Annotated in this window: 16 protein-coding genes; 10 read left to right on the top strand and 6 right to left on the bottom strand. The window is 64.0% G+C overall.

Annotated elements, in window-relative coordinates:
* Positions 1-84 precede the first annotated feature (84 nt).
* Genes VOI35_RS02300 through VOI35_RS02285 form a run of 4 tightly spaced genes read left to right on the top strand, consistent with a single transcriptional unit; the run spans position 85 to position 8,714 of the window.
* Positions 85-4,410 carry a response regulator gene (locus VOI35_RS02300; protein ID WP_407276291.1) on the top strand — a complete coding sequence of 1,442 codons (4,326 nt, stop codon included), beginning with the start codon at positions 85-87 and terminating at the stop codon, positions 4,408-4,410.
* Complete coding sequence (locus VOI35_RS02295) at positions 4,407-6,236, top strand: PAS domain-containing protein (protein ID WP_407276290.1); 1,830 nt, start codon at positions 4,407-4,409, stop codon at positions 6,234-6,236. Before VOI35_RS02300 ends, VOI35_RS02295 begins: the two co-directional genes overlap by 4 nt.
* Positions 6,233-7,570: a GAF domain-containing protein gene (locus VOI35_RS02290; RefSeq protein WP_407276289.1), complete on the top strand. Its 1,338-nt coding sequence runs from the start codon at positions 6,233-6,235 to the stop codon at positions 7,568-7,570. Before VOI35_RS02295 ends, VOI35_RS02290 begins: the two co-directional genes overlap by 4 nt.
* A gap of 13 nt (positions 7,571-7,583) precedes the next feature.
* The gene (locus VOI35_RS02285; RefSeq protein ID WP_407276288.1) at positions 7,584-8,714 is read left to right on the top strand and encodes an HD-GYP domain-containing protein; all 1,131 of its coding nucleotides are present in this window, start codon (positions 7,584-7,586) and stop codon (positions 8,712-8,714) included.
* Positions 8,715-8,794: 80 nt separating this feature from the next.
* Here VOI35_RS02285 and recD read toward each other — a convergent pair whose 3' ends face one another.
* The 3 genes from recD to VOI35_RS02270 are packed head-to-tail and all read right to left on the bottom strand — an operon-like array spanning position 8,795 to position 15,107.
* On the bottom strand, positions 8,795-11,023 hold the full coding sequence (gene recD, locus VOI35_RS02280) for an exodeoxyribonuclease V subunit alpha (RefSeq protein WP_407276287.1): 2,229 nt from the start codon (positions 11,021-11,023) through the stop codon (positions 8,795-8,797).
* Positions 11,020-14,727 carry an exodeoxyribonuclease V subunit beta gene (gene recB, locus VOI35_RS02275; RefSeq protein WP_407276286.1) on the bottom strand — a complete coding sequence of 1,236 codons (3,708 nt, stop codon included), beginning with the start codon at positions 14,725-14,727 and terminating at the stop codon, positions 11,020-11,022. Before recB ends, recD begins: the two co-directional genes overlap by 4 nt.
* A complete protein-coding gene (locus tag VOI35_RS02270) occupies positions 14,724-15,107 on the bottom strand; it encodes a carboxymuconolactone decarboxylase family protein (protein ID WP_407276285.1) in 384 nt (127 codons plus the stop codon). The genes recB and VOI35_RS02270 overlap by 4 nt, the downstream gene beginning before the upstream one ends.
* Positions 15,108-15,223: 116 nt before the next feature.
* On the opposite strand from VOI35_RS02270, the gene ampD reads away from it, so the two are divergent.
* The 4 genes from ampD to VOI35_RS02250 are packed head-to-tail and all read left to right on the top strand — an operon-like array spanning position 15,224 to position 18,346.
* Positions 15,224-15,784, top strand: coding sequence for a 1,6-anhydro-N-acetylmuramyl-L-alanine amidase AmpD (ampD, locus tag VOI35_RS02265; RefSeq protein ID WP_407276284.1), 561 nt, complete (start codon positions 15,224-15,226; stop codon positions 15,782-15,784).
* 32 nt (positions 15,785-15,816) lie between these two features.
* Positions 15,817-16,680 (top strand): regulatory signaling modulator protein AmpE, encoded by an 864-nt coding sequence (ampE, locus tag VOI35_RS02260; protein WP_407276283.1) that lies wholly within the window; start codon positions 15,817-15,819, stop codon positions 16,678-16,680.
* Positions 16,677-17,324 (top strand): histidine phosphatase family protein, encoded by a 648-nt coding sequence (locus tag VOI35_RS02255; protein ID WP_407276282.1) that lies wholly within the window; start codon positions 16,677-16,679, stop codon positions 17,322-17,324. Before ampE ends, VOI35_RS02255 begins: the two co-directional genes overlap by 4 nt.
* The gene (locus tag VOI35_RS02250; protein WP_407276281.1) at positions 17,321-18,346 is read left to right on the top strand and encodes a hypothetical protein; all 1,026 of its coding nucleotides are present in this window, start codon (positions 17,321-17,323) and stop codon (positions 18,344-18,346) included. Before VOI35_RS02255 ends, VOI35_RS02250 begins: the two co-directional genes overlap by 4 nt.
* Before the next feature lie 18 nt (positions 18,347-18,364).
* On the opposite strand, the gene VOI35_RS02245 is transcribed toward VOI35_RS02250, so the two are convergent.
* From VOI35_RS02245 to VOI35_RS02235, 3 genes are all read right to left on the bottom strand, one after another.
* Positions 18,365-19,411, bottom strand: a complete 1,047-nt coding sequence (locus VOI35_RS02245) for a hypothetical protein (protein ID WP_407276280.1) — start codon at positions 19,409-19,411, stop codon at positions 18,365-18,367.
* A gap of 238 nt (positions 19,412-19,649) precedes the next feature.
* The gene (locus tag VOI35_RS02240) at positions 19,650-20,195 is read right to left on the bottom strand and encodes an acetate uptake transporter (protein ID WP_407276279.1); all 546 of its coding nucleotides are present in this window, start codon (positions 20,193-20,195) and stop codon (positions 19,650-19,652) included.
* 224 nt (positions 20,196-20,419) lie between these two features.
* The gene (locus VOI35_RS02235; protein WP_407276278.1) at positions 20,420-20,947 is read right to left on the bottom strand and encodes a CinA family protein; all 528 of its coding nucleotides are present in this window, start codon (positions 20,945-20,947) and stop codon (positions 20,420-20,422) included.
* A 63-nt stretch (positions 20,948-21,010) separates the two neighbouring features.
* Between VOI35_RS02235 and mutS the strand changes: the two genes are divergently transcribed.
* Positions 21,011-23,641: a DNA mismatch repair protein MutS gene (mutS, locus tag VOI35_RS02230; protein WP_407276277.1), complete on the top strand. Its 2,631-nt coding sequence runs from the start codon at positions 21,011-21,013 to the stop codon at positions 23,639-23,641.
* 28 nt (positions 23,642-23,669) lie between these two features.
* Positions 23,670-24,935 (top strand): flagellar hook-length control protein FliK, encoded by a 1,266-nt coding sequence (locus VOI35_RS02225; protein WP_407276276.1) that lies wholly within the window; start codon positions 23,670-23,672, stop codon positions 24,933-24,935.

Here is a 24,935-nt window from a genome sequence, read left to right as displayed (position 1 = left end):
GATTGATTCAGCGTTTCTCAAGGAGTCGAGCGTGTTTGCCATCACCCTTGGCGGGGCGTGCCCCCGCGCCAGAAGAGCGTCGAGATGACCGTCACCCTGCAACAGGTGCAGGTGCTACTGCGGCGCATGAGCTGGCAGTTGCCGCTGGTGCTGATCGTCACGCTTCTCGCCGCGATCATGGGCTTCTACCTGCTGCAAACCCATCCGGCGGCGGAACAGGATGCCGCTACGCGCCAGCAACTGATCCTCGACCAAATCACCCAGCAGATTCAAAGCCGCGCCGATCGCGTGGTGCGCCATTTACGCACCACGCAAAGCTGGCTGGACAACGGCAGCCTGAATCCCACGGATCTCACCGCCTTCAACCGGCTGCTCACGCCGATGCTGGCGCACGATCCGTTGCTGACGAGCGTGCATGTCGCCCTTTTGGGTCAGGAAGAACTGACCCTGCGCAAAATGTCCCCTCAGGGTTGGCGGAACGAGTTGCTGACAGAGGCACACCCTCATCAGGCGCAGTGGTTTGACTGGTCAGGCCAGACACTGTCACAGGCCACCCCAACGCCAACCCGGCAGGGACTGGGACAACAGTCCTGGTTCGCGGCGGCGCTGGCAGCCCCCGACCAGACCCTGATCTGGACCCCACCCACCCAAACGCCCAACGGCACCCTCGGGGTAACCGCCGCCCTGCGCGGCCAGTTACCCGATGGAACCCTCGCCGTCGTGGCGTTTGAGCTGGATCTCTCGGATTTTTCAGCATCCATGCACGGCCTCGCGTATGGCAGCGCCGGCCAGACCGCGCTGGTCGATGCCCAGGGACACTGGCTAGCCGGTAACGAGTCCACTGCGCCCCAAAACCCGCTGCAACCGATGACCCCGCAGACCGCCCCCCTGCTCGCCTGGGCCATCCAGACGCTCAACCAGCACGCCGGCCAAGCCTTCAGCGCCGACAAATACCGCGCTGAAGGCAAAACCTGGATCGTCAGCGCCCGCCCGATCGATGTCGGCGGCCAGGTTTTGAGTCTCATCACCTATGCGCCCGCCAGCGATTTTTCCCCGCTCACCCTGCACCTTGGGTTGGTGTTATTTGGACTCCTGGCCTTCACGCTGGCGGTGGCGCACCTGCTCACCCAAAAACTGGGGCGCGATGTCACCGAACCCGTCACCACCTTGTTTGATGAAGCCGCGACGGCACAAGGTGAACTGCGCGAGGCGCTCACGACTAAATCTCAGGTTGCCGAGCTGGTGCCCTCCCTTCAAGCGGCGACGCACTTCGATACGCTGGCCGAGGCCTTATTCACCCCGCTGGCGGCGCCGCTCGGCATCCAGCAAGCCAGCCTGTATCGTCTGGATGAAGAAGCGCAGTGTTTACGGTTATGTGGCGTCTATGCCGATACCGTCATGGGCAGCCCGCCGGTGATTGCGCTGAATGAAGGGCTCCTCGGACAAAGTGCGGCCGATGGCGCCCGCCGATGGTTTCACCCCGTCCATGAGAATTATTTTCCCGTGCAGTCCGTGCTGATGCAGGATCGACCCGGCGGATTACTCTGCGTCCCGATTATCGTCAACCAGCGGCTGCTGGGCGCGATGGAACTCGCCCTTGCCGAGGCTCTGACCGCAAATCAACAAACGCTGCTCGATGAGATTCTGCCGACCCTCGGCCTGTGCCTCGCCATCCTCACCCGAGATCAAAACAGCCGGAAACTCCTGCTGGAAACCCAGGGGCAAGCACAAAAGCTCGCCCTGCAACAGGCCAGAATCAGCGCACTGCTGCACGAACAGGAAGTCATCTTTTCCTCTGTGAGCAGCGGGATTGCCTTTTTGCGGGATCGGGTTGTCGTGCGCTGTAACCAGCGTCTGGAAGAATTATTGGGCGCGGAACCCGGCAGCCTGATCGAACACAGCACGCGCAGCTGGTATCCCGATGAAGAGAGCTTCCGCCGCGCCGGCCAGCTCTACGCCCTGATCGAACAAGGGCAATCGGCGCGCAGCGAAGTGCTGTTCAAACGGCGTGACGGGCAGTTGTTCTGGGCACGGCTGACCGGACGATCGATCGAGCCGGGCAATCTGGCGCGCGGGGTCGTCTGGACGATCGAGGATATTTCCGAAGAGCGGGCGGCGGCTGATGCCATGCTCTCGGCTCGCCTGCTGGCCGAAGAAGCCGCGCGCGCCAAGAGCGAGTTTCTCGCGAATATGAGCCATGAAATCCGCACCCCGATGAACGCCATCATCGGCATGACCCATCTGGCGCTGAAAACCGAGCTGACCCCGCGTCAACAGGATTACCTCAAGAAAATCCAGAGCAGCAGCCAGCATCTGCTCAGCATCATCAACGATATTCTCGATTTCTCGAAAATCGAGGCGGGCAAGCTGGAACTCGAACGCGCGCCCTTCCTGCTGGATCGGCTGCTGGAAAATCTCGCCAACCTGGTGACCGAAGCGGCCACCGCCAAGGGCATCGAACTGATTTTCGATGTCGCCGCCGATGTGCCAACCACCCTGATTGGCGATTCACTGCGGCTCGGCCAGATTTTGATCAACTTCGTGAACAACGCGATCAAATTCACCGAACAAGGCGAGATCCGCATCCGCATCCGGGTCGAAGCGCGGAGCGAAACCTCGGCGCGGCTGCATTTTTCGGTGGAAGACACCGGCATCGGCATTCGCCCCGAACAACGCGACAAACTCTTCCAGAGCTTCTCTCAGGCCGACAGCTCCAATACCCGCAAATATGGCGGCACCGGACTGGGGCTGTCGATTTCCAAGCAACTGGCCGAAATGATGGGCGGCACGGTGGGCGTGGAATCCGAATATGGTCAGGGCAGCACCTTCTGGTTTACCGCGGAACTCGGCATCAGCGGTGAAGCGCGCCGCACCCTCATCCCCAAACCGGATCTGCGGGGTATGCGCGTGCTGGTGGTGGACGACAACGAAAACGCCCGCACAGTGATTGCCGAACTGTTGCAAGACATGACCTTCACCGTGACGGCGGTCGATTCGGGGGCGGCTGCTTTGCAGGCGCTCCGATCCGCCGCCGGCACCGCCGACGCATTCGAAGTGGTCTTGCTCGACTGGCGAATGCCGGGTATGGATGGCATCGAAACAGCACAAAAAATTCAGGCGCTCGGCCTCACCCCCGCCCCGCATTTACTGCTGGTCACCGCCTACGGCCGGGAGGAAGTGTTCAGCCAGGCGCAGGCGCAAAAAATCGATGCCGTTCTGGTCAAACCGCTCAATGCCTCTCTGCTGTTCGATACCCTGATGCGCCTGCTAGAGACAGACGACAGCCCCCGCAGCAGCCAGTTACCTCCGCCCACCGCGCCGAATCTGGACCGCCTGCACGGCGCACGCATCCTGCTGGTCGAAGACAATCCACTCAATCAGGAAGTCGCCAAGGCGCTGCTCGAAGAGGCCGGCTGTCAGGTGGTGGTCGCCAATCATGGCGGCGAGGCCATCGAGCGGATGCAGGACAGTCAACCCATCGATCTGGTGCTGATGGACATGCAAATGCCGGTGATGGATGGCGTCACCGCCACCCGGCACCTGCGTGCCCAGCCGGCGTTTGCGGCCACACCGATCCTGGCGATGACGGCCAATGCCCAGGAAAAAGACCGACAGACCTGCCTGGAGGCCGGCATGCAGGCATTCATGACCAAGCCGATTCAGCCGGAGGATCTGTTTGCCGCGCTGGATCACTGGCTGGGGAACCGCCCGACATCCAGTCCACAGACTGCCCCCATCCCGCGCTCCGAACCCAATGCCGACCGCCCCTGCCTGCTGCGGCCCGTGCCGGGGCTCGACACCGCCGCCGGGATGGCGCGAGCACTGCACAAATGCGGCCTGTATCGCAGTCTGCTGGAAAAATTCATCGCCCAGCAGAGCCCATTCGGTCAGGCGATGGAAACCGCCTTGGCTGCCGCAGATCTCGCTACCGCCGAACGCCTGGCACACACCACCAAGGGCATGGCCGCTACCATTGGCGCGACCCTGATCGAATATCGCGCCGCCCAATTGGAAGAATCCTTGCGTGCCGGAGCCGATCGCGTGGAGATCACCGAACGGCTCAACCAATTGCTCGGGGTGCAAAACCCGTTCCTGCTGGCCCTCGCCAATGCCCTGACCGAAGCGCAAACCGCCGGGGATGCCTCCATGACGCAACGCACCGAAGCGCCATCCGCCTCGCCCGCCACCGCCCCGCCGCACACCCCGAATGAAATCGCCGCGCAGTTGCTGGCGCTGCTCGATGCGCAAGACCCTGCCGCCAAAACCTGGTTTCTCGATCAGGCGCAACCCCTGCTCAGCCTCCTAGGGATTGCCTTCGATGCGGTCGCCGAGGCCATTGCCCGCGCCGATTTCGCCCAGGCCGCCCAGCGCCTGCGCGCAAAATGCCCGAATCTGGAGCCTGCGGCATGAGCATATTGGCACGCCTCAATACCCAACACCTCAAGATCGGTCTCATGCTGTTGCTGTCCGCATTGATCGGCGGGCTGGTTTTCCAATGGCTGAGTGAAGACGACGAGCGCCAGCAGCATGCGATGCTGGTGAGCGAGGCGGAGCGCACGGCGGCGGCACTGGCGCCGGATCAACTCCAGGGCAAGCTGAAAATCGTGCTGGAACAACTCGGCCTGAGCAGTCAGCGCATCAAGCAGGATGCGCGCGGCGATATTCCCCTCAACACGCCGGATACTCTGTCCCTGCTCGCCAATGTGGGTCAGCGGTTTGGCGCAAAGGGCGTGTTCATCGTCGGCGCGGACGGCCTGATTCGTTCTTCCTGGAATGAAGATGGCCAGCACTCCACCGGGCTGAATGTCGGGTTCCGCCCCTACTTTTCCGCCGCCATGGCCGGGCAATCCCGCCTGCAGGCCGGTATCAGCATCGCCCGGCAGGATCACAGCCTGTATTTTGCCGTGCCCATCACCGAAACGCTCAATCCCTTAAGTCCCCGGATTGGCGTGCTGGTCGCGCGCAGTGACTTCTCCTCGATTGTGCGGCAACTGGCGCAAGCCGCCCCCCGCGCCGCGCTGATCAGCCCCGGCGGCGTGGTTTTTGCCGCGACCGATCCGCGCTGGCTCGACCGGGGGCAAAACATCCGCCAGCCCCTGCCCTTCAGCCTGCAACGCAGCCGCCAGACGATCGACGGGCAAGTCGTTCAGAGTGCGACCGCGGCGCTGGCCTGGGATGACCCGGCTGGCGCTTGGCAGATCATCCTGTTCCGGCCACTGACCGCCAGCGGGGCTTCCTTGCGCGCCCTGACGGGCGGCACGATCGCGGCATTCCTGAGCCTGCTGCTGTTCAGCATGCTTTTATCGATTCGGCGCGTGCTCGCCCTACGCCAGCATAGTCGGCAACTGCTCGAAGCCCAGCTCGAACAGGAAGCCAGTGCCGCCGCCTTTCGCAGCCAGATCAACCAGTTTTCGCTCGGGCTGCAACAGGCCAAAACCCTGGAAGAACTCGGCACCCGGTTTCTCAGCCAAGTGCATCAGCAGAGCCAGAGCCTGCTGGGGGTGGTCTATCTGCTCGATACACCCAGCCAGACCCACCTCAAACGGCTAGCAAGTTTTGCCTGCACGCCCGAGCCGCCCGCCGAGTGGCCGGTTCAGGCCGGTTTGCTCGGGCAAGCGGTGCGCGAAGGGCAACGGCAGATTCACCGAACCGGCACCGAGGTTCGCTGGCTCATCCGCTCGGGTCTCGGCGCCGCCGAGCCGGTGATGGTGGTTTCTCTGCCGATCACCCTCCAGCAACGGGTATTGGGCGGCGTCGAACTCGGCTTTGCCCAGGGCTTGGATACCGACCAGCTGGCGGCGCTGGATGAATGGCTCCAACTGCTCGCCATCAATATTGAAATTCTGCGGCGGCAACAGGATGTCGAAAATCTGCTGCTCACCGAACAGGCATTGATCGATGCCATTCCTTACCCGTTGTTTTTCAAAGGCTCCGACACGCGGTTTTTGGGGTTCAACCGCGCCTATGAACGCGCGTTCGGGGTAGAACGGCAATCACTGATCGGCAAACGCGTGCTGGATCTCAGCTATCTGGATGAAGCCGAACGCACCGCGTTTCAACAGGAAGATGAGCGGGTGATTGCGGAACAGAGCCAGGTCATCCGCCCCATCGAACTCGTGTATGCCGATGGCAAATCCCACCGGCTTCTGTATGCGATTTCCGGGTTTGCCGCGCCCGATGGCCGTCCGGGCGGGCTGCTGGGCTTATTGATCGACCTGCCGAAGGAGCCCTCATGAACGCTTTCCTCCGCTGGCTCGCCAATACCAGCCTCACCGCCCGGGTCAACAGCCTGATCCTTGGCATGATGGGATTTCTGGCGCTTCTGACCCTGCAACTGCAATGGGTGGAATATCAGGCTGAACGCAGCCTGATTCACGCCCAACAGCAGGCCGGAGAGCACCTGCAACGGCTCGACCAACTCTATATCGACTGGCTGCGCGTCAAAAATGTCCTCGACCGTGCGCGACCGACAACCCCGAACGCACCCGCGTCGAGCGCACCGAGCGCGACCGTCGTCCGCCCGCAATATCAACAATTTACCGCCGCCGTGCAGTCTGCAGAAAATGCATTCGCCCAGAACCCGGCACTGGTCAGCCAGCTCCAGGAACTGGCCAGCCACACACAAGGCTATCTGCAACTGGCGACCACCCAACCCGCGCCCGACAATCAAGACGAATGGCTGCGGGCGGGCGCCAGCGCCATCGACCAATCGATGCAACAACTCCGCAGCCGCTTGACGATCGACAGCAACACCACACTCGACCAGGCACGCCAACAGATTACCTCGGCGCGGACACGCACCTGGCTGCTCTTACTGCTCGCCGCAGGGCTCAGCCTGTTCTGGGGATGGCTGATCGTGCAATCGATCCGCACCCCGCTCCGGCGGCTCTTTGTCCATGCCGAACGCATGGCGGCGGGCGACCTGAGCGAAGACATCCCCGAAACGGCCAGCCGGCATGAATTCGGGCAAATGGCGCGACTCATCGCCCAATTGCAGATGACGGCGCGGCAAACCCAGTCCGCCCATTGGGTCAAATCCCATCAGGCCAGCCTGCTGACCTTGATGCAAAGCACCAAAAGCTTTACCGAACTCACCCGGCAGGTGCTCGATTTTCTCTGCCCTTTGCTGGACGCAGCGCAAGGCGGTTTTTATATTTTTGACCCGCGCAAACAGGTTTTGCGCTTGCTTGGCGGTTATGCCCTGACCGAACGCAAAGCGCACCACCCGTATTTTCATCTCGGCGAAGGGCTGGTGGGGCAATGCGCGTTGGAACGAGCGCCGCTGATCATTCAGGAACCGCCCCCCGGCTATTTTCCGATCCGTTCCAGCCTCGGCCAGGGCACGCCCGCCCTGCTCTACCTCGTGCCCGTTACGGCACCGAATCGCATCCTGGGCGTCATCGAACTGGCCGCATTCGCCCCCATGAGCGCCGCCCAGTGGCAACTTTTAGAAGCTGTATTACCATTGGTTGGCCTATCTATCGAAATGCTCGAACAACGCGGCGCCAATGCTGAAGGCGAGCTGGCACTCCTTACCGCCCGCGACGATGCCCCGCGCGAGCCCTTTTGAACGGAATCACGCAATGGATGAGATGACACCTCCCACCACCCCGGCCGTACGGCTCAAGCCCACACTGCTGCTGGTCGATGACACGCCGGATTACCTCGTCTTAATGCGCGAGCTGCTGCAGGATCACTATCAGCTACTCGAGGCACTCGACGGCCCGACGGCACTCCGGCTGGCCGCCGACCGGCAACCGGATTTGATCCTACTCGACATCATGATGCCGGTGATGGACGGGTTCTCCGTGTGTCGTACGCTAAAAACCAATCCGCTCACTAGCGAGATTCCGGTCATTTTTCTCACCGCCCTGAGCAAGATCGAAGACGAGGAAATCGGCCTGAAAATCGGCGCGGTCGATTACATCACCAAGCCGATCAGCCCACCGATCCTGATGGCGCGGATCAACCTCCATCTGCGGCTCAAGGCCAGTGCGGACTTTTTGCGCGACAACAACGCGTTTCTGGAGAGCGAAGTCCAACGGCGGACCAACGAAGTCTGTGCCGTGCAGGATGTCACCATCATGTCGCTGGCTTCGCTGGCCGAAACCCGGGATAACGCCACCGGCAACCACCTGCGCCGCACCCAGCATTATGTCCGGGCGCTGGCGGAACATCTGGTCAAGACTCAGCACCCACGGTTTGCCCCCCACCTCACGGCCGAAACCCGCACGCGGTTATTTCAGTCCGCCCCCCTGCACGACATTGGCAAAGTCGGCATCCCCGATCGCATTTTGCTGAAACCCGGCCCGTTGACGCCGGAAGAATTCGAGATCATGAAAACTCATACCGTACTGGGCCGGCAGGCGCTGGAACGGGCAGAAGAATTACTGGGCATCTCGGTGCCCTTTCTGGAAATGGCCAAGGAAATTGCCCAAAGCCATCAGGAAAAATGGGATGGCAGCGGCTACCCCGAGGGGCTGGCCGGCGAAAACATCCCGCTGTCCGCCCGGTTGATGGCCGTGGCCGATGTTTACGATGCCCTGATCAGCCAACGGGTCTACAAGAAAGCCTTTCCGCATGCACAGGCGGTCGAGATCATCCGCGCCGAACGCGGACGGCATTTCGACCCCGATCTGGTCGATGCCTTTCTGGCCATCGCCCCACAATTCGAACAGATCGCCCGCCAATTCAGCGATGCGGACCCAGTGTAACCCGCCCGCTGCATGCTTGAGAAAACACTGAATCCGTCCCTCCCTGGATTGATTCAGTAAGCCCTGTCGCAGCGGAAACCCTAGCCTGTCGCCAATCTCGCCGCCAATTGGCCGCTGCGACGCACCTGCCGGTTCAGCGCTTCGGCAAATACGCCGCGCCCGCGCGCATCGGCGGCGAGCAGGGTGAAGCGCTGCTGGGCGCGGGTCAGGGCGGTGTAGATCAGCTCGCGGGTCAATACCGGCGTCATCGTTGGCGGCAGAATCAGCACACTGTGGGCATATTCGGAACCCTGAGCCTTGTGCACCGTCAGCGCGAAAGCGGTTTCCACTGTCGGCAAGCGCTGCGGATTCAACCAGCGCACGCAATCCGCGCCTTCGTCATAGAACACCGCGCAGCGGGCACCGCGGTCCGGTTCGACCAGAATCAAACCGACATCGCCATTGGCCAATCCCAAGGCAGGCTCGTTCTGGGTCACCAGAATCGGCCGTCCGGCAAACCAGCGATCTTGTCGCGGCAGTGCAATCACGCGCCGTCGCGCAAAATAGCCGGTCAGGCTGTCGTTGACCCCTTCCACGCCGTGCGCACCCCCGCGCAGCGCGCACAGGATTTGCATCTGCCGCATCGCCGCGAACAAGCCCCGCGCCCAGTCATCCGCCGGTTGCCCTGCCGGGCAGCCGACCGCCGCGCGCCGCAGCCAGGGGGCAATTTCCGCCTCGGCTAAGGCGAACAGTTCATGCCGCCCGGCATCATCGCTGCGCCAGCTCAGAGTCTCACCCCGTCCGAACCAGGCCAGCGCCTCGGCGGCATCGCCCGCATTGACGGCGGCTGCAAGCTGCCCCAAGGCGCTGTCGGCGCCGAACCGATGGCTGTAGCGCAGCGTCAGGCAGGCATCGGCCAAACCCGGCGTTCCGGCGACTTCGTCCCGCACCTCCGGCGATATCGCCACGCCGGTGCAGGCCGCAAGCCAGTTCTGCGTGATCGGGTGATATCCCTGCCCCGCGACTGCCGCCGCGATATCGCCCAGCACCGCGCCGGGTTCCACGGAGGACAACTGCCCGGCATCCCCCAGCAGAATCAAGCGGGTCGTCGGTGCCAGTGCCGCCAACGCATGAGCCATCAGCCCTGCGCCGATCATCGAGGCTTCGTCGATGACCAGCACATCGACGGGCAGCGGGTGACCGGCATCGAAGTCCGGCGGGCGATTGGGCTTGAGCCCGAGCAGGCGATGCAGGGTGGTCACCGTTCCCGGCAGGGACTGCGCCAACTGGTTGAAATCGGCCGGAAGATCAGCCGTCAGACTCGCCTGAAATGACGCCAGCAGGGGAGCCATTTGTCCGGCCACTGATTCCCGCAGGCGTGCCGCTGCCTTGCCCGTCGGCGCGGACAGGGCGATGCGCAAGGGGGGCTCGCCAGACTGAATCGCCATCGCTTGCAGCAGAATCAGCAGCTTGAGCACCGTGGTGGTTTTTCCGGTACCCGGCCCACCCATGATGACGGTCAAGCGCTGCCCGAGCGCCAGAGCACAGGCTCGTTGCTGGTCGAGGGTTCGCGCATCCGCCGTGGGAAACAGCTGCGTCAACCAGTGGCGCACGCGCGGCGCCACTGCGTCAGTCATTTGCCAGCCGAGCAAGCCGCGCAGGCGCTCGGCCAAGGTGTGTTCCAGCCGCCAGAAACGACGCAGGTAGAGGAAGTCCCCGTCCCAGACAAACGGCGTGGTACTCGCCTCCTCCGCTGCCGCGCTCACGAGGGCGGGCGTAGATGCCAGTAACGATGACCATGCCTGTTCCAGACGGCGTAGTACCTCGGCCGAAGAGGGCAGATTTGCCCTCGGCTCATCATTTGGGCACCTCGAAAAACCTACTGCGCGAACAGATTGCGGCGTCGTTTCCTCGCTCAGCCCTCGCCTATCCACTTGATATGTCTCGGGGATTCGCTGCGGGACTCCTTGCACTCCGTCCGCTCGTGACGATTTTTCGAGGCGCCCATTTGTTGACCCATCCTCCATGTGCGGGTAATCCGTGGGCAGGTCGCGACGATCAGGCAACAACGACGCCCACTCAGCCAGATCGCGCCGCGCCAGACAGACCTGCCCAGCGCCCGCCTGCTGGCTCGCCAGCACCAGCAACAACCGCAGCAAGGGTGGTGCCGCAGGCACTTGCCGCCGTAACCAGTCCGCGAGTTGCGCATCGACGGGGCGTAACTGCCCCTGCGCGACCCAGGTAGCGAGCAGCGTCTGTAGCATGGGCTCGCCCCACTCCAGCGGTGCGGGGCGCGGATCGAACAAATCCGGTTGCAGGCCAGCAGTCATGACACCGCCTCCAGGCGCTGGCCATCCCAGCAGGGGTCGAGCGCATTGAGCAAAGCCAGCGGCGGCGGTACGAGGCATTGCCCCGCCCCTTCTTCGGCCACGCCTCGGGTGAACCAGTACACCGCCCCGCCGAGGTGCCGCGCGGGCGCATAGTCCGGCAAGCGATCCGCGAGGTGCCGATGCAGCGCGGCCAGATAAATCACGAGCTGCACATCGTAGCGGTGTTCGAGCATGGCCGCCGTGCACTGCGCGGAGCCGTACTCCGGCAGGACATTGGATTTGTAATCGAGCACGAAATAACGGCCGTCCGCTTCGAACACCAGGTCGATAAAGCCTTTGAGCACCCCCTGCAACTGATCAGAGGTCAGCGCCGGGCGCGGTTCGCCGGGGAAAACCGCCGCCGTCACCCAAGCGTCGAACTGCGCCACATCCAGCGCATCGACCGGCAGCCAGAATTCCAGTTCCAGCCGGTAGTGGCTCAGCCTGCCGAGCGAAACGGGCGGATCGATCTGCAACGGCGTATCCAGAATCGCCTGCAGCCAATCCGCCCAGAGCCGGGGCGTGCTGCCCAGCGCCCCGGCCAGTGCATGATCAGGCAGCACCCGATCGAGCAAGGCCGCCCGGGCGGAGGGATCGCCAGCGATTCGCGCGAAGCCCTGCCGCCCCGCCGCTTCGAGTACCGCGTGCATCTGCGTGCCGAATGCCGCTCCGCGCGGCAGATTCTGTAGCGCCAGGCTCAAAGGATGCGTCAGGGGCGGCGCGTCTGCGGGCAGCGCCGGCCAGAGCGCGCCGGTTTCTTCCAGTTCACGGATGCGGTTTTCCTGCGGCGTTTCCGGTGCCTGGTTGCCTGCGGCATCCACCAGTTGCGAATAGCTGGCGATGCGCCAGCGGCTGCGCGCGCGCGCGACGGCGCTCCGGGCAGGCGCCAAGGCCGGCGAAGACGCGGGCGTGAAACGCACCGCCGGCAATGGCGCGGTCAACCACGACAGACTGATCCCCTCGACGCCATACAGACGCGCGAGAACCTCGTCATAACGCGCCAGCACCTGCGGATTCTCCTTGGGGCAGCCATCCACGAGCCCGAGAATCCTGCCGAGTGCCGATTGGCTGCGGTTCACCGCTTTGGCTGTGCCAACCCGCAGCAAACCGACGCCCAGCACACAGGCCGATTCCGCGCGCGTCAAGGCCACATACGCCTGCCGGACGGCGTCATCGAGCTGGGCACGCTGCTCTGTCGCCAGCGCCGCTTGATCCGGCGAGAGCAACCACCCCTGATCGGCCAGCCGCAAGGCCGAGCGGCCACCGGACATGTTGGCTCGCGGCAACCCAAGCTTTGGCAGAAAGGGCAGAAACACCAGCGGAAATTGCAAGCCCTTGCTGGCATGAATGGTCATGATCTGCACCAAGGCAGCATCCTGATCGAGTTGCAGCTCCTGCTCGGTCTCGCCCGAGGTCAGCGCCACGGCATACCCATGGCGCAGGGATTCGATACCGGGGCGGTTGGCCTGCGCGGCCTGTGCCCAGTCGGCCAGATGCAGCAGATTGGTCAGACGGCGCGCGCCGCCATCCTCGCCGGACTCGGCAGACAACAGCCGAGCCGGAATATCGAAATCATGCAAGAGCTGATACACCGCAGCCAGAATGCCCTGCCGCTGCCAAAGTTCGCGGTAGCGCACGAAAGCCTCAATCAACGCGGCGAACGCGGATTCATCCCGCAGCGCCTCCAGCTCGTCGAGACGGCGCGCAAAACTGGCGGTCGCCAGGGCAATTTTAAGGAAGCCGGGTCGATTGGGCTCCGCCATGGCATTCAACCAGTGCCAGAAATCCCGGGCTTGCGCCGTCTGGAACAACTGGCGCCGATCCGAGCGGTACACACTCGCCACCCCGACGGCCTGCAACGCGCGGCGCATCGCCTGCGCCTCATGCCGATCCGCCACCAGAATGGCGACATCCTGCGGTGCTAGGGGGCGCAGCAACGCCCCACCATCAGCCGCCAGCCAACCGGCCTGCCCCACCTGCGCCGCCACCAGCCAATCGGCGATTTGCCTCGCCGTGGCCTGCGCCAGTTCTTCAATGAATTCCTTTGTGCTGGTCAAATCCTCGGGGGCGGCATACGCCTTAGCGAGGAGCTGCATCGGCGGCGGCGTGACCCAAGCCTGCGTGGCCGCATCCCAACGAGCCAAATGCGGTGGCGTGCCTTTGGCCATCACCGGAATAAACGGAATGCCGCTGCCCTCACCGAACAGATCCGGATTCTGCGCGATGGCCGTGTCGAACAGGTGATTGACCGCCGTAATCAGGCGCGGCGTGCTGCGGTAGTTATCTTTCAGGGTATGAATCTGGCGCGCGGCGTGGCGGGCACGAAGATAGCTGGCAAGATCAGCATAGCGGAAGCGGTAAATCGACTGTTTCGGGTCCCCGATCAGCACCAGCGCGGGTTTCGTCGAGGCAGCCGCGTCCGTGATACGGAAGATTCGATCGAACAACGCCAGTTGCAGGCCATCGGTATCCTGGAATTCATCGATCATGGCCAGCGGATACCGATCCGCGATCGTGTGGGCCAACCGCTCCCCCCACTCGCCCGCCAGCGCCCGATCCAGCGCAATCAAAAGATCATCGAAACTGGCCACCCGCGCCTGCCGCTTCAGCTCGGCCATGCGCTGGCGCATCCAGTGCGCGGCGTGGATAAGCAGCGCGGTTTGACTCGCCGTCTTCGCCCTCTCGCTGGCCTCTGTGCTCGCCTGCCAGTCCCGCAGCCGCTGCTGGAAGGGGGTATCCGGCGGCGTGGCGCGTTGCTTCATTGCTGGACCGGAAAACAGCTTGACCCAGTTCGCTGGCAGTGGCGCCATGCCAGCCGCCCAGTCATCAACCGCTTGCCATCGCCCCGCCCGGATATCCTCGCGCATACCTCGATGGGTTGTGCCATGGAGTTGTTCAACCACCGCATCGAAGGCGGCCACCACGCTCGCCCGTTCCTGCTGCCAGCACGCCTTGGCGGATTGCTCCGCCAACGCGGCGGCCTGACGAATCGCCAGCAACTCATCGAGCCAGTGCGCCATCTCGGCGGGTTCATCGGGGCTCAGGATCGACTCGTTTTCATGCTGGATCACCGCGCGCAACCGTTCGATCAGCTTCGCCGGGCTTTCGAGCAATTCAGCCGCCAGTGCGGCCTGAGGTTCCGGCAACCAATAGACCTGCGCCCGCCAGTAATCCTGCGCCGCCCAGTCGAACCAGGGTTGCAAATCCGGCTGAATGCTCAGGGTAAATGGCTGCCCGCTGAGGAACGCATGTTCCTGCAACATGCGCTGGCACCAGGCATGGATGGTGTGAATCGCGGCATCGTCCATCTGGTTGGCCGCCGCCGCCAAGCGGTTGACCTGGGCGGGGCGGTCTTCCGGCGGGTAGGCCGCGAGCAAGTCGGCCATCGCCGTATCGTTGGGCGTCTCCTCGCCGGAAAAATACCGCGCCGCCTGCACCAATCGCGCCCGAATGCGGGATTTGAGTTCATCCGCCGCCAGCTCGGTGAAGGTGGTGACCAGAATATCGCGCGGAATCAACGGCGCGATGCCATGACCAAGAATCGCCCGCACATACAGCAGCGCGATGGTGAAGGTTTTGCCCGTGCCCGCACTGGCTTCGATCAGTTGGCAGCCTTCAAACGGAAAGCGGAGAGGATCGAGCTCGGGAACCGCATCGGCTCTCACGGCTGGGCTTCCTCGGCAAATTCTGCCCGGGCGATCATCAGGGCATTGATGGCGGCGGGAAAGCCCGCATACACCGTGAGCTGCATCAACGCCTCGATCAGCTCCGCCTGCGACCAGCCCGCCCGCCGCGCCGCGCGCAGATGCGCCCGCAACTGTGCCGGGGTATGCCCCATGGCCGCCAGCGCCGCGACCGTCACCAGTTCCCGTTCTTTGAGCCCCAGGCCAGGGCGCGCATAGACCGTGCCGTAGGCAAATTCCGTCACCCAGGCACTGACCTCCGGCGCGATCTCCGCCAAAGCGGCCTGCTGCGCGGCGGCAGAATCGGGATTCAGAACCGATAAAATGGCTTCACCGCGCGCGCGGGGCGTGTCATCGCTCATCTGCTACTCTCTGAATTTTTGCGGTAACGGGAATTTGGACGGTGACAGGATTGTACGGACTCTGCCCGCTAGAATGTACCCACCCCATCGCGGGTCGATCGCCGGAGGATGCTGACATGATCGTGGATCCGAAAACCGAAACCTTGAGCGGCGTGCGCTTCGTGCCCTCGCCGTTTTGTGACGACCGGCCGGATGAGCGCGATCTCAGCCTGATCGTGCTGCATGGCATTTCGCTGCCCCCCGGCGAATTCGGCGGCGACGGCATCGAAGCACTGTTCACCAGCCGGCTCGACCCGAACGCGCACCCCTACTACGCCGGGATTGCCGCCCTCAAGGTCAGCGCGCACCTGCTGATTCGCCGCGATGGCGGGATGATTCAGTTCGTGCCGTTCACCCGGCGCGCCTGGCATGCGGGGGAATCCCGCTTCGGCGACCGAACCCGCTGCAACGATTTCTCGATCGGCATCGAGCTGGAAGGCACCGACACGCTGGCTTACACTGCCGTGCAATACGACACGCTCGACGCGGTGCTGCACGCCCTCAAACAACGCTACCCGAGCCTCGCCGCCGTTCGGGGACACGAACACATCGCCCCGGGTCGTAAAACCGACCCCGGCCCCGCATTCAATTGGGGACGCCTGGCCAGTCGCCTGCCCGAGGGTCTGGCGATTGCCTGATCCCGCCCACGGTTTACTTCGGAACTGACCCCATGACGCTTTTCATCGCCCTCATCGTCTTCGTGCTCGAACGGTTTTTCTCGCCGCTGGCGCACTGGCGCGCCGAGCAACGCTGCCGCCGGGGGCTTGCCCGACTGAACGATCGCCTGAGCCAGACGCTGCCGGCGCCGGTCGCCGCCGCGCTGATCGTGTTTGGCCTGCCCTTGCTGCTCGGGCTCCTGCTCTACAGTTTCCCCGCGCAGGGCTTCGGTTTGATTCTGATGGGCACCGTCAGTCTCGGGTTGTTATTGCTCCTCGTGGCGCCCCAGCAGGCCGAACGCCGCAGCAGCGAACTCGCCCAAGCCTGCCTGAACGCCGATGAATCCGCCGCCGATGCCTGCTCGATCGAACTCGGCCTGCCCCGCGCCCGCACCAATGATCAGCAACTCGCCGAGCGCATCATCGTGCTGGGCTTTGCCGAATGGTTCGCCGTGCTGTTCTGGTTTGCCGTGGGGGGCATCGTCGTCGCCCTGCTGTACCGGCTGATCGAATGGCAGGCCAGCAATGATCACCCCGCCGCCGCGCCCTATCGGTGGTTCAAAGGGCTGTTCGACTGGCTACCCGCCCGCCTGTACGCCGCCCTGCTGCTGCTCGCTGGCGGCTTCAACCGGGGGCTGGATGCCTGGCTCGATCCCGCCGTGCCCGAGCAGCCCCTGCCCGCAGCCAATGCCGCGCTGATCGGCCGCGTCGGCCATGCCGCGCTGGAACTCACCCGTGCCGATGACTGTGGCGACACGCCCTCCTGCCTGATCGACCAGGCGCGTTGGGTGAAAGCGGCCAGCGCCATCGTGCTGCGCGTCGTCATCCTCGGCCTTGGCCTGATTGCGCTGTTCACCCTGAATGGATGGCTGCGATGACGACGACCGGCTGCCAGATCGACCTGTTGCGCCACGGCGCGCCCGAGGGCGGCAAACGCTATCGCGGCGATCAGGTCGATGACCCGCTCAGCCCCCTGGGCTGGGCACAACTGCGCGCCCGCGTTGCCGACTGCCACAGCCGGGGCACGGATACCTGGGATGCGATCATCAGTTCGCCGATGACCCGCTGCCGCGCATTTGCCGAAGCCCTCGCCGAAGAGCGCGGCCTGCCGCTCGTGATCGAGCCCGACCTGCGCGAAATCGGCTTCGGCGTGTGGGAAGGCCATGCCCACCACGAAATCCCCGAACGCTTCCCTGAGCAATACCGTGCCTTCAAGGCCGACCCGGTTCAGGGCCGCCCGCCCGGCGCGGAACCGATGGACGCCTTCTATACCCGCGTCACCACCGCGCTGGAACGGCACGCCCGCGCAGCCGAGGGGAAGCATCTGCTGATCGTCGCGCACGCGGTGGTCATGCGCGCCGCCGCCGCCCATGCCAGCCAGGCCCCCTTGCAGAGCATCCGCCATTTTCAAACCGAACTGGCCGCCCTGTTGAGCCTGGGCTTCCAGCGGGGCGCCTGGCAATTCATGGGCTTGAACAACCAGTTACCGGCCGAGCTGATCGAGCCGCCCTACCCCGCATGAGCCCTGTACTGGATTGCTTCATTCCGGGGCTCAACCCGCCCCCCGACGAAGAGGGCGCGACCTGGCTCCGACCGGAAGAGACCCCTTGGCTGAACCGTTGGTTACAACGGCACCCCCCCTCGGCGGTGCGCAACGACCCGGCTCAGGACGCGCAGGCTCGTCTGCTGCCCGGCACCGTCGTCCGTGCCAGCGCCGCCTGGCTGGCCGAATGTCAGTCACAGCCCGCGTTGGCCACCGCGCCCACCGCCACACTGCCGACCGGCAGCTCGCTCGCGTTTTTGCATCCGGTTCATCTGCAGGCGGGCATCGACACGGCCGTGGTATTAGGTGAGCGGTTTCTGGCACTGACGCCCGACGAACGCAGGGCATTCGAAACCGATTTACGCGCCTTTCTGGCCGAGGATGCGCTGCATCTGCTCACCGCCCCGAGTGGTCGATGGTATCTCGCGATCCCGCCGGACAGCCCACTGGGCGACGCGGCATTGCCGCCACTGGGCGAGGCACTCAATCGCAGCGCCCAGAGCTTCTTCGAGGGGGATGAACGGCGCGCGCTGCGCCGCTGGCTCACCGAACTGCAAATGTGGCTCTACAGTCACCCGGTCAATGCCGAGCGCGCCCGGCGCGGGCAACCGGAGATGAACAGCCTGTGGCTCTGGGCGCGCAGCCCCTTCCCGGCCACGGTGAACCCAGCGGCCACCCCCGGCGCGGGCACGCTGTTCACGGATCTACCGAGTCTCGCCGGTTGCTGGCCGGGTCGAAGTCAACTGATCGACAGCCGCGCGATCGAATCCCTCATCGAAGCCATCCAGCAGAACCCGGAGAGCCCCTTGCACCTCGTCTGGACGGAACCCGCCTACGCCCTGCTCGAAGGCGATTTTGCGGGCTGGCAACAGGCGCTTCGCACGGTCGAGCAATGCTTGGCCAGCCTGCCCGCAGGCTGGCGTTCAAGAATCCGGCTCGATACCGGCGCGGGTGCCCGCGCCCTGCCGGGCTGGCGCAATCTGTGGGGGCGGCTGGGCTGACGCTCGCCGCAAGCGGGCTCAGAACGAATAACCCGCGCCGACCGTCGCGGTCCAGCGCGGCGCGAGTTGATAGCCACTCAACTGACTGGCCACCGGCACCTGGATGAAGCCATAAATCTGGAGTTGTTTCGCCAGCGCCACGCTCACGCCGGGACTCAAATACAGCACCGTACCCCGGGTGTTGTCCGTATCGGCCAGCGCCCCCTGATCCGCCGCTTTATGGCTCAAATTCAACTGGATCTGCGGCACGAAACGCAGGTTGGCTTCGTAGCGCGCCCCCACGCTCAGATTGACCTGATTCCCCGGACGGTAACCCGCTCCCGACTGATCCAGCCGGTGCCACAAGGCGGCCTGAAACTGCGCGCTGCCGAACACATCGAACGCTTCATTCAGCGGCTGGGTATAACTCAGACCCAGCAGCGCATCGGTGCTGCCCGTGCCCGGTTGCAGGCTGGTATCCAGCAGCTCGCCCCCGGCATTACCCCCGTCCGCAAACAAAACCGGGTTGCGACCGACCACGCCCGTACCGCTGGCATCGGGCCCGCCAAAACGCCCGGTCGGCAGCTTCACCCCCCACTGGAGCGCCAGACGGCGCGTCAACAGCAGCCCCTGATACTGCGCGATCAACCGGACATCGCCCAACGCTGAAAACTGCGCGCGGCTGAGCTGATCGGGCGAGAGCGGCAGCGTCGGATTGGCACTGTAGGTCGTGTGATCACGGCTGATCCACGGCAATGCCAGTCGAAAACGCCAATCCTCATTCGGCGCGTAATCGAGCGTCAGCGTCGTGTAATGGTTGATGGTCTGATGTTCCACTTCCTGATCGGGGATGCCTGCCACCGCCGTCGGATCAATGGATGACGAGCCATGACGCAACTGGTTCTGGTTGATGTAGTCATACTGCAAACCGACCGAAAAACCCGGCGCATTCGACTGTCCCATCGCGGCATCGGTCTGCAAGGTACAACCACAGGTCGCACAGCACCAACTGGTCAGCGGCACCGTCACCAGCACACCCGCCAACAACCCGCCAAGCACCGATGATTGATGATTCATGACACGCATGACGCCTCCTCCGGCTGAAAAATTGAACCGAAGAGGCAGCAGTAAGCATGCCAGAATATAACCTACTGATTAGCTTGATTATCTATAATTCATTCTATGCAAAACCACGTCAAATCACGGAATCACTGAGGGATTTCACGCAATAAAAATGCCCCGGATGCGACACACCCGAGGCAAAACCTACCGACGGAGGAGTGTCAGGCAGGGATCATGCGGACGCTGGCGTCTGTCAAAGCCATTACGCCTTTTTCGCCAGGCTACCCACAGGCAACAACGCCCGGCCAACCACGGGGTTGATCACATGCACCGCGCCCAAATAGAAACCAAGGCCCGAAGTAATCAATAACAGCAGCGCGCCATTATGGGTACTGCCCATGCCCAGCATAATGAATCCCAGCATGAGCGCACCAAACATCAATACCAGGCCGATATTCAACCGGAATGCCGGCAGCCAGAAAATGGCGGTAATGACTGCCATCAGGTAATACCAGACACTGAGCAATTGGGGCGCGTCTTTCATCGTTGCCACGAGGGCACCACTATTCCCCGCCAAGGCCAAAGTTACAAAAAAGGCACCATAGGTAAAAAATGCAGTGGCCACATACGAATTACCGATCTGGAATGTCAGCACACCACCCACGAACATCGCCGCACCGCCAAAGCCTAATGCCATGGCGAGCAATGTCCCGATACCGGCCATGGGAATATACCCGGCAAACATCGCGGACAAAATAAATAACGGCACAGCAAATCCGAACAGCCCAATGGCCAGAGGGTCTTTCATTCAATCTCTCCTGCTCTGTTTTTGAATGTCATTTCCTGATTACCACCAGAAAATTAATCTCTTCTTTTGCAATCACCCACCCACGGGCACCACACAAGAATTGCAGCGCAGTTTATATCCACAATGAAAAACAATAACCACGGGAAAAACAGGGTTCAGATTAACCACAAAATCATGCCGGAAAAATAATCATCACTATTGAATATAAATCTATTCTAATAAGTTCATTCATTCCGATTCAGCCAGTGCAGGGGAAAATCCAAAGCCTGCTGCACGGCCTGTGCACGCACCGCCGCCCGATCCCCCGGCAGTTGCAGCCGCTGAACCTCGACCTCGGCCGCCAAGGGCGCCACCGAGAGGGAAGCACGCCAGCGAAAGGCCAGCCAGACCGTCCCCACCGGCTTGTCGGGTGTGCCCCCACCCGGGCCGGCGATCCCACTGATCGCCACCGCCAGATGCGCCTTCGCCCGCGTCATCGCGCCCAAGGTCATCGCGGTCACACAGGCCGCGCTCACCGCCCCGTCGGTGGCGAAAATAACTGGCGGCACGCCGAGCAAATCGGTTTTGGCCGCGTTGCTGTAGGTGACGAATCCATAATCGAACCAGCCCGAACTGCCGGGCACCTCGGTCAGCGCGGCGGCCAGGCTGCCACCGGTGCAGGATTCTGCCGTGGTGATGCGCCAGCCCCCCGCCTGTAATGCCTGCCCAAGCCGGGTCGCCCGTTCGATCAAATCCCCTGGGGTTCCACTCATGTCTGTCCTCGTTCTTGCGTACACTATGCCCCTTCACTGTACGCCAGAAAGGCCGCCATACCGATGTCCGATCTGTCTCAACACACGCCGATGATGCAGCAATACTGGGCGAGCAAGCAGGCGCACCCCGACGCGCTGCTGTTTTACCGGATGGGCGATTTCTACGAACTGTTTTACGACGACGCCGTGCGCGCCGCCCAGTTGCTGGATTTGACCCTCACCACCCGCGGGCAATCCGCCGGGCAGCCGATTCCCATGGCCGGGGTGCCGGTGCATGCCTATGAAAACTATCTGGCGCGGCTGGTTCGGGCGGGCGAATCCGTCGCCATTTGCGAACAACTGGGGGAAGTGACCGGCAAAGGGCCGATGCGGCGCGAAGTCGTGCGGATCGTCACACCCGGCACACTCACCGATGAAGCGCTGCTCGATCAGCGGGAAGGCTGCCGGATCGTGGCCATTGCCCCCTTGAGCGCGCGCGGGCATGTGGTCGACCACCCCGCAGAGGCCGACGCCTTCGCCCTCGCGCATCTGGATTTATCCGCCGGAGATCTCGCCATCCTGCGGGTACCCGCCCCGAACCTCACCGGCGCACTCGCCCGACTGAACCCGCGCGAAGTCTTGCTGCCAGAAGCCTGGGCGGAATCACCCGATGCCGCCCGCGCGCTCGGTCTGTCGGGACAACGCCTGCGCGCCCGCCCGCTGTGGCAGTTCGATCCCCTGCGCGGAGAGGACAGCCTGAAAGCGCGCTGGCAAATCCACGATCTCGCCGCCTTTGGCGTGGATCAGGCGCATCGTCCCTGCCTGGGTGCCGCCGCCCTGCTGCTCGATTTTGCCCATTACACTCAGGCCAATGCCACCGCGCACCTCACCGGCCTGCGGATCGAGCGGGAACAGGACAGCCTCGGGCTCGACCGCAACACCCGCCGCCATCTGGAACTGTTTGCTGGCGCGGAGGGGGCGGAAAGCGCCGCCACGCTGATCGGCCAGCTCGACCACAGCCTCACCGCACACGGCAGTCGCCTGCTGAAAAGCTGGCTGGCCCGGCCCCTGCGCGACCGGGTCGAATTGCGCCATCGCCAGCAGGCGATCGTCGCCTTGCTCGACCGCAGCCCGCGCGACGAACTCCGGGGCGCCTTGAGCGGCCTCGCCGATATTGAACGCATCACCACCCGGATCGTCTTGCGGAGCGCCCGACCGCGCGATTTATCCGGCCTGCGCGACACCCTCGCGCGCCTGCCCGATCTCGTCCGGCAGATCAACCGACTGGATGCCCCGCGTTGGCAGAATCTGGCGGCAACCCTCGCTGCGGCACCGCCCGAGGTGCTCGATCAGCTCAGCCGGGCGCTGGAACCCACGCCCTCGGTCTGGCTGCGGGATGGCGGCGTCATCGCCCCAGGTTTCGATGCCGAACTCGATGAACTGCGCCAGCTCTCCACCCATGCCGACGAGGCGCTCAGCGCGCTCGAAGCGCGGGCGCGGGATCAAAGCGGCATCGCCAGCCTGAAAGTAGCCTACAACCGGGTCAGCGGATTTTATTTCGAGGTGAGTCGCGCCCAGGCCGAATCGATGCCGCCGCAATTCATCCGGCGGCAGACCCTGAAATCGACCGAGCGCTACACCACCGAAGAGTTGCAAGCCTTTGAGCAGAAAGTACTTTCCGCCCGGGATCGCGCCCTGGCACGAGAGCAGCAGTTGTTCATGGCGCTCCTCGACCGGCTGGCGGGCGCACAAGGCGAACTGCGACAGCTCGCCGATGCCCTGGCTCAACTCGATGCGCTGCAAAGCCTCGCCACGCAAGCCGACCGCCGGGGCTGGGTCGTCCCCGAGTTGAGCGATGAGCCAGGCATTGAGATTCAGGAAGGCCGGCATCCGGTGATCGAATCCCTGCGGGACACGCCCTTTACCCCCAACGATACCGACCTCTCCCCCGAACGGCGCTTGCTGCTGATTACCGGGCCAAACATGGGCGGAAAATCAACCTATATGCGGCAAACAGCCTTGATCGTGCTGCTGGCGCATATCGGCAGCCTGGTGCCTGCCCGCGCCGCGCGCATCGGCCCCATCGACCGGATTTTCACCCGCATTGGCGCCGGGGATGACCTGGCCTCCGGGCGTTCGACCTTCATGGTCGAGATGACCGAAACCGCCGAGATTCTGCACACCGCCACCGAGCAGTCGCTGGTGCTGATCGACGAAATCGGTCGCGGCACCTCCACCTTCGATGGTCTGGCGCTGGCTTGGGCGGTCGCGGAACATTTGCTGCGGCACAACCGCGCCTACACCCTGTTCGCCACCCATTATTTCGAGCTGACCCAACTGCCCGAATCCTTCCCGACCGCCCACAATGTGCATCTGGATGCCGTCACCCACCGGGACGAGCTGATTTTCCTGCACAGCGTCAAGCCGGGTGCGGCAAGCCAGAGCTACGGCATCAAAGTCGCCGCCCTCGCGGGGCTGCCCAAGGAGGCCATTCGGCGGGCGGGGCAACTGCTCAAACAACTCGAAGCGCAAGCGCCGGTTGCCCGGTCTCCCTCGCCGCAACTGAGTCTGTTCGATCTGCCCGAGCCGCCGGTTGCCGCGCCGGAACCGCATCCGCTGATCGGCGAAATCGCCGCGCTCCAACCGGATGAGCTCAGCCCGCGTGCCGCGCTCGACCTGATTTATCAATGGCACCGCCGATGCACCACCGAGTAGCGCATCCCCCACGGCCGAGGCAACCCGCATGAGTCTGTCGATCAATCCCGCGACGACGCTCACCAGCACCACCGAACTGCGCGGCATCCCGCTGAAAACCGGGCAGGTGCTCTCGGCCATCGTGCTGGAGGCCAATCAACACACCGGGCAGGCGCTGCTCTCGCTGGCGGGCGGGCAAGTGCGCGTGCAAACCCAGCAACCGCTGACGACCGGCAGCGCCATCCGTTTGACGGTACAAACGCCGGGGCCGCCGCTGGTGCTGAGCCTACAGCCCGATCCACCGGCGACGACGCCAGCCACCGCCTCGGGCGGGGCTCAACCCACCGCCCTGCTCAACCGGCTGCTCGGCGAACTGGCACAGCGTCTGAACCAGACCGCGACCCCGCGCCTAGCTCAGGGTGACCCCTCGGGCGAAGCGACCGGCCAGCCGTCCGCCGCCACCCGCTCAAGCCTTGCCACACCGTCCGCGCCTCTGGCCGAGCGCGCATCCACCGAAACCACCGCCGTGCCCCTCGTCAGCCTGCCCAAGGTACTGCAACGCGCGCTGCTTGCCCTGGGCGAGACTCCGCAAACCAACCCGCCGACCGCCCCGCCCTCCCCGCGCCCGGCCGCGCAACTGGCCGATGCCCTTGCCAGCCTGCTCCAGAACAACAGCCTGCCCAGCCCGGCCGCCAGAGCCCAGCCGATGGCTGCGCCGCCACACACGCTGCACGCCGCGCTGCGGACGGCCGCGCTGCAACTGCGCCAAACCGCGCCGAGTCCGGCCAGTCCCGCCCCGAGCGACGCCGCGCCCAGCGTGCCCGCGCCTGCAACCCCCACCGCCACGCAGACCCTCGTCAACCAATGGCTAACCCAGCTCGAAACCAGCCAACTGCGCACGGCCGTCCAGCAACTCAACGGCCAGCCCGCCTGGTTGATCGATGTGCCGGTGAACTGGCAGGAACAAGCCCATCGCCTGCAACTCACCGTTCAGCCCGACCACACCGCCGCCCAGGCGCCGACCGGGGATAGCCCCTGGCGCCTCGATTTTGCGCTGGATCTACCTGGGCTGGGCGCACTGCACGGCAGCCTGCGCCTGCAAGGCCAGGCTCTGCGCGTCCATCTGTATGCCGACCGGGTCGAGACACAAACCGCGCTGAATGCCGAACTCCCCCGGCTCGATCAACACCTGCGGGCTGCCGAGTTCACCCCGGATCATCTGGCGGTTTATCCAGGCCCGCCCCCCGCCAGCGCGCGCGACCGGCTCACGCCGACCATTGCCACGCCGCAGGCGCTGCTCGCCGTCAAGGTGTAA

This window comes from Halothiobacillus sp. DCM-1, from assembly GCF_045689735.1.
GTDB lineage: Bacteria > Pseudomonadota > Gammaproteobacteria > Halothiobacillales > Halothiobacillaceae > Halothiobacillus.
Note: the sequence above shows the minus strand (reverse complement) of the source record. Positions and strands in the feature narration are given on the sequence as shown.